The organism is Oscillatoria nigro-viridis PCC 7112, from assembly GCF_000317475.1.
Taxonomy (GTDB): Bacteria; Cyanobacteriota; Cyanobacteriia; order Cyanobacteriales; family Microcoleaceae; genus Microcoleus; species Microcoleus nigroviridis.
On sequence record NC_019729.1, the window covers coordinates 5,983,240 to 5,999,592 of the forward strand.

The following is a 16,353-nucleotide window of genomic DNA, read 5'->3' on the forward strand; positions in this document are numbered from 1 at the left end:
GTAGTTACACTCGCTGACGTTTCACCATTATGAAAAGACCAACCAGGAATCGCATCAGAAAAAATAGTCCGATTACCACCCTGCGGATTGAAAACAGCATCGAAATTGCCGTTAAACAGAGTGGGAACCGCAAAATCTCACCGCATTCTGGCATCATAAGTATTCTCAAAATCAACCGGGAAAGTGCTAATATGAAAGTATAAACAATTTGCATCAAAAAGCTATGGATGTTGAAGAATTATATAGACGTTACGCTGCCGGAGAGAGAGATTTCCCTGGAGTTGATTTAAGTGGAGCTAACTTCAACATTGCTAAAGTGACATTCCTCGAAGAACTCGAACCAGGTCAAAATGAGTTGAGCGGTATCAACCTCAGCGGTGCTAATTTGACCGGAGCTAAGATAAGTTTTGTTAATCTCAGCGGTGCTAACTTAAGCGGTACTCAACTATATGATGCCAGCGTGAAAAATGTTAACCTGAATGATGCCAACCTCAGTGGTTCCCATCTCTCTTTGATCAACACTTATGATTCTAGTTTCAAGCGAGCTAACCTTAAGGGGGCTATTCTGTCGGAAGCTGGTATGTACACCGTCGATCTTGAAGATGCCAACCTTAGTGAGGCCAATCTCCAATGCGCCACCATCAGAGATTCTAGTCTCAAGCGAGTTAATCTTGAGGGGGCTATTTTGTGGGAATCTGGTATGTCCAACTGCGATCTAGAGGGTGCTAACCTCAAAAAAGTTCTTTTAGATGAAGCAGGTTTTTCCGACTGCAACCTGAGAGATGCCATTTTTGACGAAGATAATTGGTGGGGTCGTTGTTATCTGAGAAACACTATCATGCCTGGAGGAACACCTCTCACAAACGAGAGAGATTGAGGAATGAAGCGGAGACAGGACGTACATCCGCTTCAGGAGAAATCAGTGTTGTGCTAACTAGGCAGTAATCCGTTATCTCTCTCTTCTATTTTCTCTTGAATAGTCTCAGGTAAGTTGGACAGGAAGTTATATCCTGTTAAGCTTTCTAAATAATCAATACTCACGCGCCAATCTTGCCAGTTATTCCAATTCGTGATTTGGCGGTTGGTTTCTCCTGGCAGGGGGAAGTCTCTCGGAGTAACCAGAGATGCTCGATTAGGCACCATGATAGCAACCACTTCCGTGTTAGCTGTAATGTCGTCAATACTCTGACCTGCAACCAGAGGTACTACAATTTTCCAAGTAAAATCAGGAATCAAAATTTCTTTGGGATTCACTGTCCAAGTTCCATTAGGATCGAGTACCGTGCGACCATCTGGGCCTACTGAAACTTTATTTCCAATCGCGTTATTTGGATCGTACCCATATCCGCCAGCAACAATGTAATAATCTCTCGCTACACTGGGATTTTCAAGGGAGGTACGAATATTGCGTTCAAATTTTTGCCATGCACCTTGATTATTATTACGATGCTGAGGCAGCATATTTGAGGTGAGGAATGTAGAGTAAATATCCTTAGTGGTGCGGTTTCGATCGGCAGAAGCAGTCATGTGTCCTTTTTGCATCCCACGCTGGTTCAACCGATAATCAGGCCCCTCTGTACGCACCCAGCTACTAGGCAGATCGTTATCTCCAAGCCAGGGATAGTCTACTGGGCTGGCCGGATAAGTTCCATCTGGAAAACCTGCGGGAGGATAGCCAGGTGGGACAGTCTCTGATGGTCTTGTTGTATTACCTAACCAACTTTTGTTAAGTTGCCAACTCACCCAATTGGGGCCTTTGGTAGCATCGTTGTATGAAAGCGTGTACTGTGGCTTCTCGATTAGGTAGTTTTCACGGTGAGTAGTTTCAGAAGGCCGGGCAAAGGTGGGATTCCCAAGTTTGGTAGAAATGCTTTGGAAGAAAACATCATCCAGATAAACAGTGCCGTCAGTTAATTCAAACTTGAGAGTCGCTACCTCGCCTCGCAATTCTTCTGGTATATCTACGTGGAATGTTTCAAATCCTCTGTCTCCATAACCAATCCTGTAAGTATCGGTGTCGGGATAGCCTACGGGGTAAGCTATTTCAGAAGAACCTGGATTGACGCGACCATCTGCTGCTCTGAGATCGATCGTACCACCATCAACAGTTTCTAACAGTTGGTATTCATCGCTAGGTGCATTGCCTTTGATAGAAACTTTGACTTTTCCATTGGTGGTAAGTTCAGGTACGTGAAGATTGAACCGCAAAGTTCCAGACTCAGGCACCACAAAACGGTTGTGAGTAATACTTTTACCTGATTGTAGCTTCAGAGCATAATTTGCTTGAGTCCGATCGACTCCTATCCTATCGAGTTCCGCATCCAAAGCCGGAGCATCCGTTGCAGATAGCTGATTCACATCAACGAGATTGTTTGTAGTTACACTCGCTGACGTTTCACCATTATGAAAAGACCAACCAGGAATCGCATCAGAAAAAATAGTCCGATTACCACCCTGCGGATTGAAAACAGCATCGAAATTGCCGTTAAACAAAGTAGGAACCGCAAAATCTCCCCGCATTCTGGCATCATAAGTATTGTCAAAATCAACCGGGATGCGCTCTACATTCGTTTGGGGACGAAACTCCTTCCCGCCGCCCAAAACCGAATAAAACCACCCCGTACCAATTCCCTCCCAAGGAGCACCATCAACACCATGTTCAAAACTGTGTTCCGGCGTATACCAAGGTGTAACCCGAGCAGAACTGTTCGCAATCTCGCTAAATGAAAAGTCCTTATCGAACAAAGGTTCGCGATACCCATCACCGCGCCGGCGGAAAATAGGATTAACATCTAAGTCTTCATCGAAGGGGAAGTTAGTTGGAAACAAGTCAGATGTTCCTCCATACCAACTCAAAACACGTCCGTGTACGGCTCCCCTGCCGGCAATACCAACAGTAGGATCTGTTTCCTTGGTAAACCCAGCACGGCTGTCATTATAATCTGGGTTATTGCTATTGGTTCCCAGGAAAACCGACAAATCCGGTTCTCCTAACAGCGGAGCATCTGGATCGGGATTTTCTGACCTCCAACCTTCTCGCGGAAACTGAAGTCCGGGAGCTGTTTTTCCATCTTCTGTAGATGGAAGATTGGGAATATCCCGGCCCGCAGGCGAAACCGTACCGCTTAATAAATTCGGTACTGTCTGATAGTAATTATCCGCAAAAGTGACATTCTCCCAAACCTGAACCTTCGGTTCGCGGAAATCGCCGAAATTATCTGTCACCACATTTAGCCCCGGTTGGTCGAAATCGTGGGGGTCTAAAGTTGTCATCTGAAGGTCGCGAATATCAGAGTTTTCTTTGCCACCCGCTTCAGGAAAATGAGTACCCAAACGCTGAATAATTTCGCTGTTAACAACTGTTCCCCGACTGAAACCAACAAAATGCAGCGGTGAGTTGAAAATTGCTCCTTGTTTTGCCGTGCTATTTTCATCAATGAACAGTTGGTCTAACTGCACGAGGGAAGCAAAGAAAGTATCTGCCACTGCTTCGCTAAAACCTGAATCAGGAGCTGCCGATTCATTATTATTCGACCAGTCATTGAGCAGCACTAACGGTTGATTGTTGTCAAGGTATGGAGCTATGTAACTCTCCAACTTGGTGAGATAGTCGACGTCGTCTTCTGGATTCTCACCTGCTGGGAAATCTGGCGCAACCGCTCCATATTTGGTAACAGGAACCCAATAACCAGTAGCGAGGTCGTACCTCATCATCAAACCGTTATCCTCAGCACCTGCATTGGCAATACTATTGCCGAGTTGGTAAAACTCTGAAGGAATTCCAGGGTTATCAAAAAAGGGAGCACTAAAGGGAGGCTTGAAGCCATGAGTCAGCACAGTTACGCTGGGGAAGACATCATTACCATCATCGGGCTCGGTCAATATTGGCGTCCAAAAATCGCCAAACTCTATGTTCCGGCTGCCATTTTTATTCCAAGCTTCAACGGCCCAGTTGTACTCCTGACCCGCTGTCAAAGTGAGGTTGTCAGGTAGCGTGAAGCTGGTATTTGTACCTTCAATAAATGTTTGACCGCCATCCAAAGTCCACTTGCCAATACCGTCATCATCTCTTTGCCAAGTTGCCGTCAGAATTCGGTTGGGGTTGAAGTCGTTCTCTTGGCTGTGGTAAAAAGAAGTATTCCAAGGTTTTGTCAGTAAATCCAACTGTTCTGGTTTGCTCAATCCTTGATTGAAAAGAAATTCGTTGCCATTCGGGTCTGGTAAATCGACAACTTCATCCCACGGCAGCAGTCCTTCACCTTCATCGAATACGCTGAGGAAGAGGTTAACTTCTTCTACATTTTGATTGGGCAATTCGTCAAATTCCCATTCAAAAGTAGGAGTCAAGTCTTCTGTATCCCCGCCCGGGCCAGTTAAATCCAACCAATCCAGCGGTGTCGCCGCCAAACCGCGAGAGTTAGTCGCAGCAACGGGAGCTCGCTTGCTACCAGGCGGCACGCCGTAAGTATACTGGTTGTTTGCATCAATCAGAATCTGGAAGTCAGCAGCAACACTAACCGCTGGGTTAATATTATCGATGGGTACTGTGGAAAGGTCAGCAACCGTAGCATTTCGTGCGGTAGTGCTGTCGAACAAAGGCAGCCCGACACCCCGACCTTTAGCATCAATTTGAAATTGACCGGGGTTTGTCACTGTTTTCACGAATTCTTCAGTGTCAAAAACATACACCTTGCCGTTCGCACCGCTCAAATTGGGATAGGAAGCATAGAGGTACTTGCTATCACCAGAAAGCACTAAATCAGTAGTCAATCCGTCGGGAATTGGTCGAGTTGCTGCTACTAATTGCGGATTTGTCAGCGGGTCTTTGATAATGCCGATATTGCTCCCGGCCCGCGGGTCTCCATCTACGCTGGGCAATTCCTGACCGAAAAATTTCGGATCGTTATTGCGACCCACAACAAACGCATAGCTAGCATCCGGTAAAACTGTTACCGAAACTCCCTCATTCACATCGAAGTAATCAAAGTCGGAACCCAACCCTAAACTTGCATAGCGAGTCGTAGCAGCAAAACTTACAGGGTCGCTATTGCTAATATCCAGTACCCCAAATCCTTTGCTATCTTTCCCGCTGTTTGTAAAGGTCATTTTCAGCGGATCGACCGTAGAAGCTAATCCTTCTACGCCTTCATCGGCTGTTACAGTTCCGATTAATTGATTCCACTTTTGAGGGTTCTGACTTGGGTCGCTGGGTCGGTCTTTGGGGTCAATATTTACAACGTAAATCTGGCTGTTCAAACCGTTCGGTGCGGTAACAAATAGCTTCTTTCCGTCGCTGCTAATTGCCATCTGCCGCAAACCGCTAGGTGCTGTACCAACTGTGATAGTTTGGGTAACTTGGTGATACTTGGATGAGAACGGGTTGATATCGAGAACGTAGATGGAATTGCCGCCAGCTTTGCCGTCAGCAATGTAAGCGTATTGGTCGCGGGAATCAAGTACAATAGAACGAGGCGATGCACCGCTAGGCAAATCGATCGGGTTTAAGCCAGCTACATCCGCTTTAGTATCTACCTGCTGTCGGGTTATCGGATCGACCAAAGCGACTCTACCGGAAGCTTCTAGAGGTACGTACACGCGAGAACCGTCGCTGGTTACAGTCAAATCTCTGGCTCTATCTAGTCGATCGTCCGTACCTACAGCAATGTTACCAATTTGCAAGTCGCTGCTGTTAGTTGTGGCTACGACAGATTCGGCGTCGGAACCGTTGAGTACGGCGATTCTATCCGCTGTCCACTGGGCCCCAAAAACATATTCTGTATCGTTTTCAATCCGGTAGGAATTGCTGTTGTAGAGAATTTCTGTTGCTGGTTCTGCCGGATTTTGACTGACTTTTTCGTTCTGTTTCCGGCCCAGGACGATCCGGGAATCGCCCAAGGGTACGGTGTCGGGAACTCTGACGGCTACTTCAAATTGATTGTCTGCTAATTCGCGACTGAGGTTGGTTAATATTGTGCCTTCGTAAGTTTTGCCGCCCACATAAAATTTTACCACTAAATCGCTGAATTGGCTACCTTTGGGGTCGCCAAAGTTGTCTGCTAAAACGTTGCTTCCGGTCAGAAACAAAACTGGTAGATTGTTCTCAAAAGGTTGATTGTTTGCGTCTTTAAATTTGAGTTCGGCACTTTCAATGAGTGGAGGATTTTTGGGATTTGCCGCAGTTGGAGCGAGTTGAGATGCGCCTCTTTCCGCAAAAATACCCTCTTTCCCGAAGTAGTCGATTTGTATTTCGTTTACAGGTTCGCCAGTGAGAGTATCGAGTTCAGGCGATTTTTTTACGGGGGGGGGTAAAACTGAAATCCTTTAATGTGGGGCTAAAATTGATGGATTTGGAGGATATTGCGGTGTCTTCGGAGTCATTGTTAGAAATGTCTGGAAGTCCGGGGAGTGCTGGTTCTGGGGTAGGGCTGCTAACGGCTTGAGGATTGAGTGAGTTTGCGCTATTTAGGTCGAATTCAGGTATTAAGGTCGTTTCACCAATAGGGAACGGCTCTTGACTGTTGAAGGGCGATTTATTTAAAAATTTCATATTTGGTTTTGTAGATGCGAACAAGCGATACATATACTTGTCTGGCTTGTTAGTATCTCACCATAGTAAAATAGTTTTTGTCAAGGTGTTGATGCAGAAATGTCGAATCTTGTTACAATAATTTACATTACCTTCTAGATTCCCGGTACGATCGCACAATTCCGCCAAAACAATCTCGACAATCAGGTGAGAGAGCAATGGCAGCAGCATAATTAAGAACGAGAAACTAAAGAACGGACGTACAAAGACACAGATCCAACCAAGTAAAAAGCATTCACCAAAACCAACAATCCTTTACCAGCATAAGAATTAACAAAACCAAAAACGCGGTAAGTTGACAGCAGCACTAACAACATTTCCACCACAGAAACAATTGACCCGTAGTGCTTCCTATCCCAATAAGAAATCGGACTGATAAAACGGTAATTGCTGAACGGAAAAAAGTGCCTGTGAGCGTCATCATTATGCACCGGCAAATCTCCCAGAGAGTGCAGAATCATGCTGATCGACAGAATTTGCACGCTTTGCCAGCCAAAATAATAAGCAATTAGCAAACCAATAACCGCAAGGGGAATTGAATGAAACAGAGCCACAATATTTTGCACAAAAGGCTCATAATATGCTTTTGACCAAATTGTAGCTGCGGGCAAGCGAGCAATGTATTTCGCCCACAAGTAAAATAAAAATATCGGAATATCCGGCAAAATTCCGCCGATCGCAATAATTAGATTAGCTTGCGGCAGTTGCGGTTTGCCGAGAATTGCCAGATTGATAATAGCGTGGCTGGGAGTCTTCATCAGTAGGGTGCGTCAACTAGGATTATCTTATTCATAATCGATCGGATGTGGGCTGACGCACCCTACGTGTGAGATAATTGGCTCCGGCTACAAGTAAGGTTGCACTCGATCGATCAACTGCGCCGCTTGCATCACTCCCTCAATTCGATCGACCTCAGCGCCATTTTTGAACAGCACCAAAGTCGGCAAAGCATAAATGTGATGCTGCGACGCCAACTGTTCGTACTTATCGGTGTCAATTTTGACAACCATCAGCTTGTCTTTCATCTGACCGCTAACTTGTTCCAAAATCGGTGCCATCATCTGACAAGGCCCGCACCAAGTAGCGTAAAAATCTACCAACACCGGCAAGTCAGAGCCCGATAGTAACTCCTCAAAACTGCTGAACTGTTTTTGAACTGCCATAAGACCAAATAATTTTTGTGGTTCTGGCTCGATTTTAGTGCAAAATTCTCTGGTAGATTGCGAGGATACAATTATGGAATTATTACCAGAGACTTTTCAGAGATTGCGGGGTCAAGTTGCTGTCGTGACCGGTGCGTCGCGGGGAATCGGCCGCGCCGTTGCTTTAGCCCTAGCAGCAGAAGGCGCTAAAGTCGCCGTCAACTATGCGAGTTCGAGTGCTGCTGCTGATGAGGTGGTAGCAGAAATAGTCGCTGCTGGAGGAGAAGCTGTCGCACTTGCAGCAGATGTCTCGAAAACTGAGCAAGTAGATTTACTCACCAGTAATGTCATGGAAAAATGGGGACGAATTGACATTTTGGTGAACAATGCCGGCATTACTCGCGATACTTTGCTGCTGCGGATGAAGTTGGAAGATTGGCAAGCGGTAATTGATTTGAATTTAACTGGCGTGTTTTTGTGTGCGAAAGCTGCCAGTAAAATCATGCTGAAACAGCGAAGCGGCCGAATTATTAATATTGCTTCGGTTGCTGGGCAAATGGGCAATCCCGGACAAGCTAATTACAGTGCGGCAAAAGCTGGGGTAATTGGATTTACTAAAACTGTGGCGAAGGAGTTGGCGAGTCGCGGGATTACTGTGAATGCAGTTGCACCGGGTTTTATTACTACAGATATGACTAAGGATGTCAAGTCTGATGAGATTTTGAAGTATATTCCGCTGGGGAGATACGGAGAAGTTGAGGAAGTTGCGGGGATGGTGAAGTTTTTGGCGGCAGATGCGGCCGCCGCTTATATAACGGGGCAGGTTTTTAATGTGGATGGGGGGATGGTGATGGCTTAGGATTTCGGGATTTTTTTAACCGCAGATATCGCACAGCCAAGATGCCTAGATATCGCACGGGCAAGATGTCTAGATATCGCACGGGCAAGATGCCTAGATATCGCACAGGCAAGATGCCTAGATATCGCACAGGCAAGATGCCTAGATATCGCACAGGCAAGATGCCTAGATATCGCACAGGCAAGATGCCTAGATATCGCACAGGCAAGATGCCTGTGCCACGATGAAAGCGGATATCTGCGGTTAATAATTATTTTAAGGCTGCACGCAACTGACTGAGGACTTTTTTGTATTTGGCAATGCGTTGAAAATCTGCCTCTGTGGGATTTGCGATGCGACGAATATCGAGGTTATGAGTAACATCAGCGATTTTGACTCGCAATGCGATCGGGTTGGCAATCACACGCTCTAAATAAGCTGCATAAGCTTCTCCTTCTATTTTGGTAATCGCCTCGATCGCCTTTACTATAGATTCAGGAAAACCTTCACTTCTGAGTTGGTCGAGTGTAAGTTCAGAATCTTCGACCGCATCGTGTAGAACCGCTACGATTTTCTCCTCTAGAAAATTTACATTTTCCATCACAAATAGCGGATGATCGAGATAGGGATTGCCTGCCTTATCAACCTGCCCCTCATGAGCTTTGGCTGCGATCGCGATCGCCCGCTGTAGCAATAATTCGTACTCTGAGTTTGTATTTGACAACATCGTAAAGAAGTTCTCTATTATAGTTTCATCCCGCTCCCGGAGAAGAGCTAAGCAGTCGGACATAAATAGGACTTACGCAAGAGAGTATTTTTTCACTGTCTATCTATGGTGTAAGCTACGCACTCCGCACCTACATACACAGGTTATTTGATTTTAAATATTCTTGCAACAATTTCCAAGCCATTTGAGTACCCTCCCCTGCGTTGACTTTCTCGAAATCGACATCTTTTCTCAAAACTACAAAACCCACACCTTCTTGAATTTCAATTTTTTCAAAATTGCTAACTTTTGCCAAAAATAGGTGATTTTTTTGGATAAATTCGGGATTGTTGTTTTTTATGTAAAGAAAAGTTGTGATAAATTCAACTTTGCAATCGCTTTTTAGGCTGGTTTCTTCCTCCAATTCTCGGACTGCTGCTTGCTGTGGACTTTCTCCAATGTCCACGCCACCACCAAAAGTAGAAAGCATTCCTTGGCTGGCAATACCTGGAATATTATCTCGCAGTTGTGCGACTATCTGACCGTTCGGGAGCATTATAAAAATGCGGACAATTGAATTGGGGATATTCATATTTTTGAGGAAATAACCAAACTCGAAAAAGTTGCTCTACAGTTTTTTGATGTGACTCCAAATTTTCCCAATCCAATTGTACACAACCGCATACAAAGCACGCATCTTTTTGACAAAAATTTGCCAAATAGATTTTTCTTTGACCTCGGAAATCTCTTCAATTTCCACGGGCAGCGGCGGCATCCCGACTACTTCATACAGCGGATATTCGCCACTTTTCCCCGGAATTTCAACTAATACGCGCCGATCGACGATCGCCAATTCCTTGACTTCCTGATAAGTCTCCTCGGAAATCAGTAAACTCGTTCCTACTTGCTTGTTAGCAGCCTCGATGCGGCTGGCCAAATTCACCGCATCTCCGATCGCCGTAACTGTCTGACTCTTGGACGCCCCCAAATTCCCCACAACCACCCAGCCGCAGTGAATGCCAATCCCAATCCGCAATCGGTGACGGTATAAAGTCTCAAAATAGGGATTGAGTTTCTCTAGTTCCTCCAGCATCTCCACCCCAGCCCTCACCGCTTGTTCCGCCGCCTTGTCTGAATTTTCCAACCCAAACAGCGCCATCAAACCATCTCCCATGTAATTATTAATCATCCCGCCGTTGCGGTTGATCGCATAACCCATTTTTTGGAAATAGCGATTTAAAACATAAATTACATCGTAGGGCAACAGGGATTCTGCAAACGCAGTAAACCCTCGAATATCGGCAAACAAAATTGCAATTTTCTTCTCTTGACCCACAGGAGCAGAAATTGACTTTCCCGCCAGTTCGTCGGTAAATGATTCCAAGTCTTCAGAATCGATCGCCAATCGGCGCAAAATCACCTTGCCGCCCGCAACCTGCGTCTGACAAGCCAGCCTAATTTCCGGTTCTAAACGCAATTTTTTGGCAAGTTCCTCTTCCGGCGAAGTGCGCGGAGAGCAAAATTCCAAACCTTCGACAATCAATACCCGGCAAGTCGAACACCGGGCGCTACCGCCGCAGATGTGGGTGTGGGGAATGTCGGCACGCAGGGAAGCTTCGAGAATTATATCGTCGTCGTCTATCTCGATCGTGCGATCGTCCGGCAGATAGTGAATCTGTGGCATATATGGTGCGTCTAGCTAATTAGCGAGGAATCTCGCGGACATCTGTTATTGCAGCGAACCTGTATGCAAACCCGGTTTCTCGGCATTTTTTCTGTATCCCCTGATTCCTTAACTTTGACACTCTCCTGGCTAAAGCCGAGGAGATTCTTGATTCGCAGAATCGACTTGCCGGTGCAGAATTACTTCAACATCGGTAGCGGTCAATTCTCCACAAGCGTTCGGATCTAAGATCCAAGTTCCGACGTGCCCCGCCGTACTCAATCCCCGACTCAGGATATTTTTAGCTGCGTTCCAGTCACGATCTAATACGCATCCACACCGACAAGCGTGGGTTCGCGTTGAGAGACTTTTCTTAACAATTGTTCCGCAACTAGAGCATTCTTGACTTGTTCCGTTAGCTGGTACGGCAATCGTAATTCTTCCGAATACTTTGCCAAAATATTCCAACCAAATTCGGAACATATACCAAGATGCGTCGTTAATCGATTTTGCTAGAGAGTGATTCTTCACCATATTTTTAATCCTCAAATCTTCGTAGACTACACAGTCGTTAGACTGGATGACGCATCTTGCCAACTTCACGGCAAAATCTTTACGCTGTCTGCTGATTTTGAGGTGGCGCTTCCCTAGAATCGCTCTAGCTTTTTTTCTGTTTTGCGAACCCTTGACTCGTTTTGAAACTCGTTTTTGGGCTTTCTTCAACCTGCGTTCTCCCTGGCGGAGGAAACGCGGGTTATCAACTGCAACGCCATTTGAGTCAGTGTAAAACTCTTTAAGTCCTACATCTAACCCGATGGTGTTACCCGTGATTTCAATCTTTTCAGAACGGTCAACTTGAATGCAAAACTGGACATAATATCCGTCTGCTCGCCTTACCAAGCGTACTCGTTTGATTTGACTGCGCTGGTAGAAATGCAAGTCGCGGGTTCCTTTTAATTTAAGTTGGCCGATTCCTTTTTTATCGGTAAAAGTGATTGATTTCCGGTCATCTGCCAGACGCCAGCCCGTAGTTTTGTACTCTACCGAGCGGTTGTCTTTCTGGAATTGCGGAAACCCTTTTTTTCCTGGGACTTTCTTTTTGCAGTTGTCGTAGAATCGGGAGATTGCCGACCACGCTCTTTCTGAACTCGATTGTCTGGCCATGCTGTTTAAGTCGTCGCCAAACGGGAATTCCTTCGCTAGAATGGCGCTGTATTTATTCAAGTCGTATTTATCAACTTTTTCGTTTTCCATCCAAAAGCGCAATGCTTTGTTGCGGATGAACTGCACCGTTCTAATTGCTTCGTCTACAGCGTCAAATTGCTGCTTTTTACCCGATGCTTTGAACTCAAAAACTAACATGACTTCGACCTCATCACGATAGTCTTATGCTACCAGAGTCGGCTTAATATACCTCTAGTTGTTCACAAAGATTTACATGGTTTTACTTGACAGCGCCATCCTGAGAGCTCAGAAAATAGACTGGGAGGCTAAAGCCTCCTTACCCCTTTCATCCCCTGACTAAAGTCGCGGGGTTTTCAGGGTTTTATTTATAAGTCGCGATCGGCATTTGCTTCTCGTTTCGTCAGATCGACCGCCAAACTGACACCACTTTAAAAAAAGAAGGCAACTCTAGGCAATAGTCCAAGTCTTCGCCGATCGTTCATTCTCAATTCTCACATCTCAAATGGTATAACTGAACACTAAAATTTTCATCTCACCGTAAAAATACCCCTATTCAAGCTGTGGAGTTAATCTCAAATCTCAAATCTCAAATCTCAAATAGTCCAACTCTTCGCCGATCGTTCATTCTCAATTCTCAAATCTACAATGGTATAACTGAACACTAAAATCGCCATCGCACCGTGAAAGTACCGCCATTCAAGCTCTGGAGTTAATCTCAAATCTCAAATCTCAAATCTCAAATTGACTGACATAATTCTTAATAAAATTAAGATCGCCCAAAGCCCTATAAATCCGTTATCAAATTCCCCTCAACCGCCATAGATTTTTATGATTTTGGGGATGTTTGCTGTGGAAACCTGACTTGGCAATAGTTTCAGCTTTTTGGGTCTCTAACAACCAGCTAATTTTCGTGAGATAGAATAGCAACATCTTTAAAACCAGTATAACCATGAGTTCATCAACAGCCCTACAAAGCATCGAAAACCACATTCCACTCGTAGGAAATATCCATACCAAAAGTCCGATCGCCTACGGAGCAACCCGCCTCGCAGTCAGTGCAGTTAACACGGTGCAAATGGCAGTAGCAGAGTCTTACATCAACGGCTTAGAAGTCCCAGATTCAGTATTGCGATCGCTTTTTGATACCTGGATGCCGGTCTTTTTTAAGCATTTCCCGTCCCTGCTTGCACCCTACGAATGGGTACTAACAGAAACAGACCATACAGCCGAAGGGCCGCGGGATTTAATGAAGATTCAGTACGACTTACCTCAAGCAATGCTGAATCCGATGTTAGGCGATGGAAAACTCATTTATCCTAAATACAGCATGGGATTGTGGGAAAAAGGAGCCGCCAACCTAGAACAATCGCAAATGCAAATGATTGATGATGTGATTGAGAAGCTAGACATTCAAGATGGCGACAATATTTTAGACTTTGGCTGCGGTTGGGGTTGCGTTCCCAATTACATTCTTTCCAAATTCCCCAATGTCACCTTTACTGGGATTAACCTCAGCCACCACCAATGCGAGTATATGCGTCAGAAAATGCAAGACCCCGAAAGCTACCTTAGTTCCGGTCGCTTTACCCTATATGAAGGCGATTTGAACGACGCCAACTTCAAGACAAAATTTGACAAAATTCTCTCTATCGGAGTTTTTTGTCATGTAGGTAATTTAACCAAGGCTTTCCAAAAACTGGCCTCTTTCCTGAAGGATAACGGCAAAGTTTTCATTCACATCATCACAGTTCGCACTCCCAACAATATATCCAGCGTTTTCACCCACAAATACATTTTCCCCCACGGCCGTTACTGGAAATACGATGCCGTTCCCAGCCACAATAAAGACCTCAAGACCATTAAAAGATGGTATATCAACGGCTTTAATTACTCCAAAACATTTGCTAACTGGCTAAAAAACTTTGACGATTCTCAGGCAATAGTCAAAGATTTAGACTACGGCATCGACTATGCCAAATTTCGCCGCATCTGGCGGTTTTACTTAATTTGGTTGGGGACTAATTTCGCGAGTTGCGACGGCGAATATAACGGCAACGGTCAATATTTAATGGTTCGTGCCTAACCGCTAATCAGCAGACCCAGCTCAAAAAACTGAACACCCCGAACCCCGACTTCTGTGAGAAGCCGGGGTTATCAAGTGCGAGCTACTTATCCGGAGAATGAAACCTTTCTACCTCGATCGCCGGGGATCGAAAAGTGTTGCCTTCTTTTGAGAAATTTTTCTCAATTTAAAAAAATCCGGAATAAGATTATTACTCGGTGAATAAGACTTATATCAAGCGCGATCCTGCACAATACTTTTTAAATTCCATGTTCGATCGGTAGTGACGATCTCCGATCTTTTACTACAAAAAGAGAGTTGATTTATACAATGGTAGACAATATGAAACCTTCTCTTCCTCAAGACGACCCGAACCAAGAACAGCGCAAAGATTCCTTGAATCGCCAGCAACAAGCTTATCAGTTTGACTATGAGAGTTTATCACCTTTGGCATTATTGAAAAATGTGCCCGCAGTCGAGAACTTTTCGAGCAAGTATATTGGAGAGCGGATATTAGCAACATCGGAACTTCCAGCAAATATGCTGGCAGCCGATTCGAGAACTTTTCTCGATCCTCTCGACGAACTCCAAGACTATGAAGATTTCTTTACTCTGCTGCCGCTACCTGCTGTTGCCAAAATTTACCAAACCGATCGCTCTTTTGCAGAACAGCGCCTGTCTGGAGCAAATCCGATGGTGCTTCGTTTGTTAGATGCCGGCGATCCTCGGGCGCAAACACTGGCACAAATTTCCAGCTTTCACCCATTATTCGATCTGGGCCAAGAGTTGCAGCAAAAAAACATTTACGTTGCCGATTACACGGGTACTGACGAACACTATCGCGCGCCTTCAAAAATAGGAGGCGGAAGCTATGAAAAAGGCAGAAAATTCTTGCCGAAACCGCGGGCTTTTTTCGCTTGGCGGTGGACGGGAATTCGCGATCGCGGTGAAATGACACCAATTGCCATTCAACTAGATCCCACGCCAGATAGCCATGTCTACACCCCATTCGATCCTCCTGTGGATTGGCTGTTTGCGAAACTCTGCGTGCAAGTAGCAGATGCCAATCACCACGAAATGAGCTCGCATTTAGGTCGAACTCATCTGGTGATGGAACCAATTGCGATCGTCACCGCCCGACAGTTGGCCCAAAATCACCCGCTGAGCCTGTTGCTGAAACCGCACTTTCGCTTTATGTTGACCAACAACGAGCTGGCGCGTTCTTATTTGATCGCTCCCGGCGGGCCCGTCGATGAATTGCTAGGCGGTACTTTGCCAGAGACAATGGAAATAGCTAGAGAGGCTTGCAGTACCTGGAGTCTCGATGAATTTGCGTTGCCCGCCGAACTGAAAAATCGGGGAATGGATGACACAAATCAACTGCCTCACTACCCTTACCGAGATGATGGATTGCTGCTTTGGGATGCGATTGAAACCTTTGTATCCGGCTATCTGAAATTCTTTTACCCGACGGAGATCGCGATCGTACAAGATGTGGAACTGCAAACCTGGGCCCAAGAATTAGCGTCCGATCGTGGCGGTAAAGTCAAAGGAATGCCTCCGCGCATCAACACAGTTGAACAATTAATTAAAATTGTCACAACTATAATTTTCACCTGCGGCCCGCAGCATTCAGCAGTCAATTTTCCCCAGTATGAATACATGAGTTTTGCCGCCAATATGCCCTTGGCAGCCTACCGAGATATTCCCAAAATTACTGCTTCGGGCAATCTCGAAGTGATTACTGAAAAGGACATTTTACGGTTGCTTCCTCCGTACAAGCGAGCGGCTGACCAACTGAAAATTCTGTTTACTTTGTCAGCTTATCGATATGACCGTTTGGGTTATTACGATAAATCTTTCCGAGAACTCTACCGGATGAGTTTCGACGAAGTTTTTGCGGGAACCCCGATCCAACTTTTAGCCAGACAGTTCCAGCAAAATTTGAATATGGCAGAACAAAAGATTGATGCCAACAATCAAAAACGAGTAATTCCTTACATTGCTCTCAAGCCTTCGTTGGTAATCAATAGCATCAGTATGTAGTTGGATAACTTACGCAGCATACCTCAAGGTAGGGTGCATGACAGCAATAAATCTTCGAGCCACCGCGAAGTAATTATTGGCTGTCACGCACCTTACTTAAACCTACTAGGATTTACGCACGGGTG

The 16,353-nt window shown here is 45.4% G+C and carries 12 protein-coding genes; 5 read left to right on the top strand and 7 right to left on the bottom strand.

Annotation, left to right across the window (positions count from 1 at the left end; genetic code table 11):
* The first annotated feature begins 29 nt into the window (after positions 1–29).
* Together OSC7112_RS40160 and OSC7112_RS24950 are read left to right on the top strand one after the other, a co-directional pair.
* Positions 30–203 carry a hypothetical protein gene (locus OSC7112_RS40160; RefSeq protein ID WP_190274266.1) on the top strand — a complete coding sequence of 58 codons (174 nt, stop codon included), beginning with the start codon at positions 30–32 and terminating at the stop codon, positions 201–203.
* A 20-nt stretch (positions 204–223) separates the two neighbouring features.
* Complete coding sequence (locus tag OSC7112_RS24950; RefSeq protein ID WP_015178501.1) at positions 224–877, top strand: pentapeptide repeat-containing protein; 654 nt, start codon at positions 224–226, stop codon at positions 875–877.
* Positions 878–930: 53 nt separating this feature from the next.
* On the opposite strand, the gene OSC7112_RS41255 is transcribed toward OSC7112_RS24950, so the two are convergent.
* The 3 genes from OSC7112_RS41255 to trxA all read right to left on the bottom strand — a co-directional run bounded on the left by OSC7112_RS41255 (position 931) and on the right by trxA (position 7,749).
* On the bottom strand, positions 931–6,084 hold the full coding sequence (locus tag OSC7112_RS41255) for a DNA/RNA non-specific endonuclease (RefSeq protein WP_015178502.1): 5,154 nt from the start codon (positions 6,082–6,084) through the stop codon (positions 931–933).
* A 675-nt stretch (positions 6,085–6,759) separates the two neighbouring features.
* Positions 6,760–7,344: a hypothetical protein gene (locus OSC7112_RS24965; protein WP_015178504.1), complete on the bottom strand. Its 585-nt coding sequence runs from the start codon at positions 7,342–7,344 to the stop codon at positions 6,760–6,762.
* A gap of 87 nt (positions 7,345–7,431) precedes the next feature.
* Positions 7,432–7,749: a thioredoxin gene (gene trxA, locus OSC7112_RS24970; RefSeq protein WP_015178505.1), complete on the bottom strand. Its 318-nt coding sequence runs from the start codon at positions 7,747–7,749 to the stop codon at positions 7,432–7,434.
* A 73-nt stretch (positions 7,750–7,822) separates the two neighbouring features.
* On the opposite strand from trxA, the gene fabG reads away from it, so the two are divergent.
* Positions 7,823–8,587 (top strand): 3-oxoacyl-[acyl-carrier-protein] reductase, encoded by a 765-nt coding sequence (gene fabG, locus OSC7112_RS24975; protein WP_015178506.1) that lies wholly within the window; start codon positions 7,823–7,825, stop codon positions 8,585–8,587.
* Positions 8,588–8,837: 250 nt separating this feature from the next.
* Here fabG and OSC7112_RS24980 read toward each other — a convergent pair whose 3' ends face one another.
* From OSC7112_RS24980 to OSC7112_RS24995, 4 genes are all read right to left on the bottom strand, one after another.
* Complete coding sequence (locus tag OSC7112_RS24980) at positions 8,838–9,356, bottom strand: HD domain-containing protein (RefSeq protein ID WP_015178507.1); 519 nt, start codon at positions 9,354–9,356, stop codon at positions 8,838–8,840.
* 67 nt (positions 9,357–9,423) lie between these two features.
* The gene (locus tag OSC7112_RS24985) at positions 9,424–9,864 is read right to left on the bottom strand and encodes an NUDIX domain-containing protein (protein WP_015178508.1); all 441 of its coding nucleotides are present in this window, start codon (positions 9,862–9,864) and stop codon (positions 9,424–9,426) included.
* Positions 9,865–9,900: 36 nt separating this feature from the next.
* A complete protein-coding gene (locus tag OSC7112_RS24990) occupies positions 9,901–10,956 on the bottom strand; it encodes an adenylate/guanylate cyclase domain-containing protein (protein ID WP_015178509.1) in 1,056 nt (351 codons plus the stop codon).
* Between the two features lie 129 nt (positions 10,957–11,085).
* The gene (locus OSC7112_RS24995) at positions 11,086–12,297 is read right to left on the bottom strand and encodes an RNA-guided endonuclease InsQ/TnpB family protein (RefSeq protein WP_015178510.1); all 1,212 of its coding nucleotides are present in this window, start codon (positions 12,295–12,297) and stop codon (positions 11,086–11,088) included.
* Positions 12,298–13,069: 772 nt separating this feature from the next.
* Here OSC7112_RS24995 and OSC7112_RS25000 point away from each other — a divergent pair.
* Positions 13,070–14,203 carry an SAM-dependent methyltransferase gene (locus OSC7112_RS25000; protein ID WP_015178511.1) on the top strand — a complete coding sequence of 378 codons (1,134 nt, stop codon included), beginning with the start codon at positions 13,070–13,072 and terminating at the stop codon, positions 14,201–14,203.
* A 321-nt stretch (positions 14,204–14,524) separates the two neighbouring features.
* Complete coding sequence (locus OSC7112_RS25005) at positions 14,525–16,228, top strand: lipoxygenase family protein (RefSeq protein ID WP_223300687.1); 1,704 nt, start codon at positions 14,525–14,527, stop codon at positions 16,226–16,228.
* Positions 16,229–16,353 lie beyond the last annotated feature (125 nt).

What these genes read in the sequence shown, in the direction of transcription:
- OSC7112_RS40160 (WP_190274266.1), top strand. Translation starts at nt 30, where the DNA reads ATGAAAAGACCAACCAGGAATCGCATCAGAAAAAATAGTCCGATTACC.
- OSC7112_RS25000 (WP_015178511.1), top strand. Translation starts at nt 13,070, where the DNA reads ATGAGTTCATCAACAGCCCTACAAAGCATCGAAAACCACATTCCACTC.
- OSC7112_RS24980 (WP_015178507.1), bottom strand. Translation starts at nt 9,356, where the DNA reads ATGTCCGACTGCTTAGCTCTTCTCCGGGAGCGGGATGAAACTATAATA.
- OSC7112_RS24965 (WP_015178504.1), bottom strand. Translation starts at nt 7,344, where the DNA reads ATGAAGACTCCCAGCCACGCTATTATCAATCTGGCAATTCTCGGCAAA.
- OSC7112_RS25005 (WP_223300687.1), top strand. Translation starts at nt 14,525, where the DNA reads ATGAAACCTTCTCTTCCTCAAGACGACCCGAACCAAGAACAGCGCAAA.
- OSC7112_RS24995 (WP_015178510.1), bottom strand. Translation starts at nt 12,297, where the DNA reads ATGTTAGTTTTTGAGTTCAAAGCATCGGGTAAAAAGCAGCAATTTGAC.
- OSC7112_RS24950 (WP_015178501.1), top strand. Translation starts at nt 224, where the DNA reads ATGGATGTTGAAGAATTATATAGACGTTACGCTGCCGGAGAGAGAGAT.
- OSC7112_RS24990 (WP_015178509.1), bottom strand. Translation starts at nt 10,956, where the DNA reads ATGCCACAGATTCACTATCTGCCGGACGATCGCACGATCGAGATAGAC.
- fabG (WP_015178506.1), top strand. Translation starts at nt 7,823, where the DNA reads ATGGAATTATTACCAGAGACTTTTCAGAGATTGCGGGGTCAAGTTGCT.
- OSC7112_RS24985 (WP_015178508.1), bottom strand. Translation starts at nt 9,864, where the DNA reads ATGAATATCCCCAATTCAATTGTCCGCATTTTTATAATGCTCCCGAAC.
- trxA (WP_015178505.1), bottom strand. Translation starts at nt 7,749, where the DNA reads ATGGCAGTTCAAAAACAGTTCAGCAGTTTTGAGGAGTTACTATCGGGC.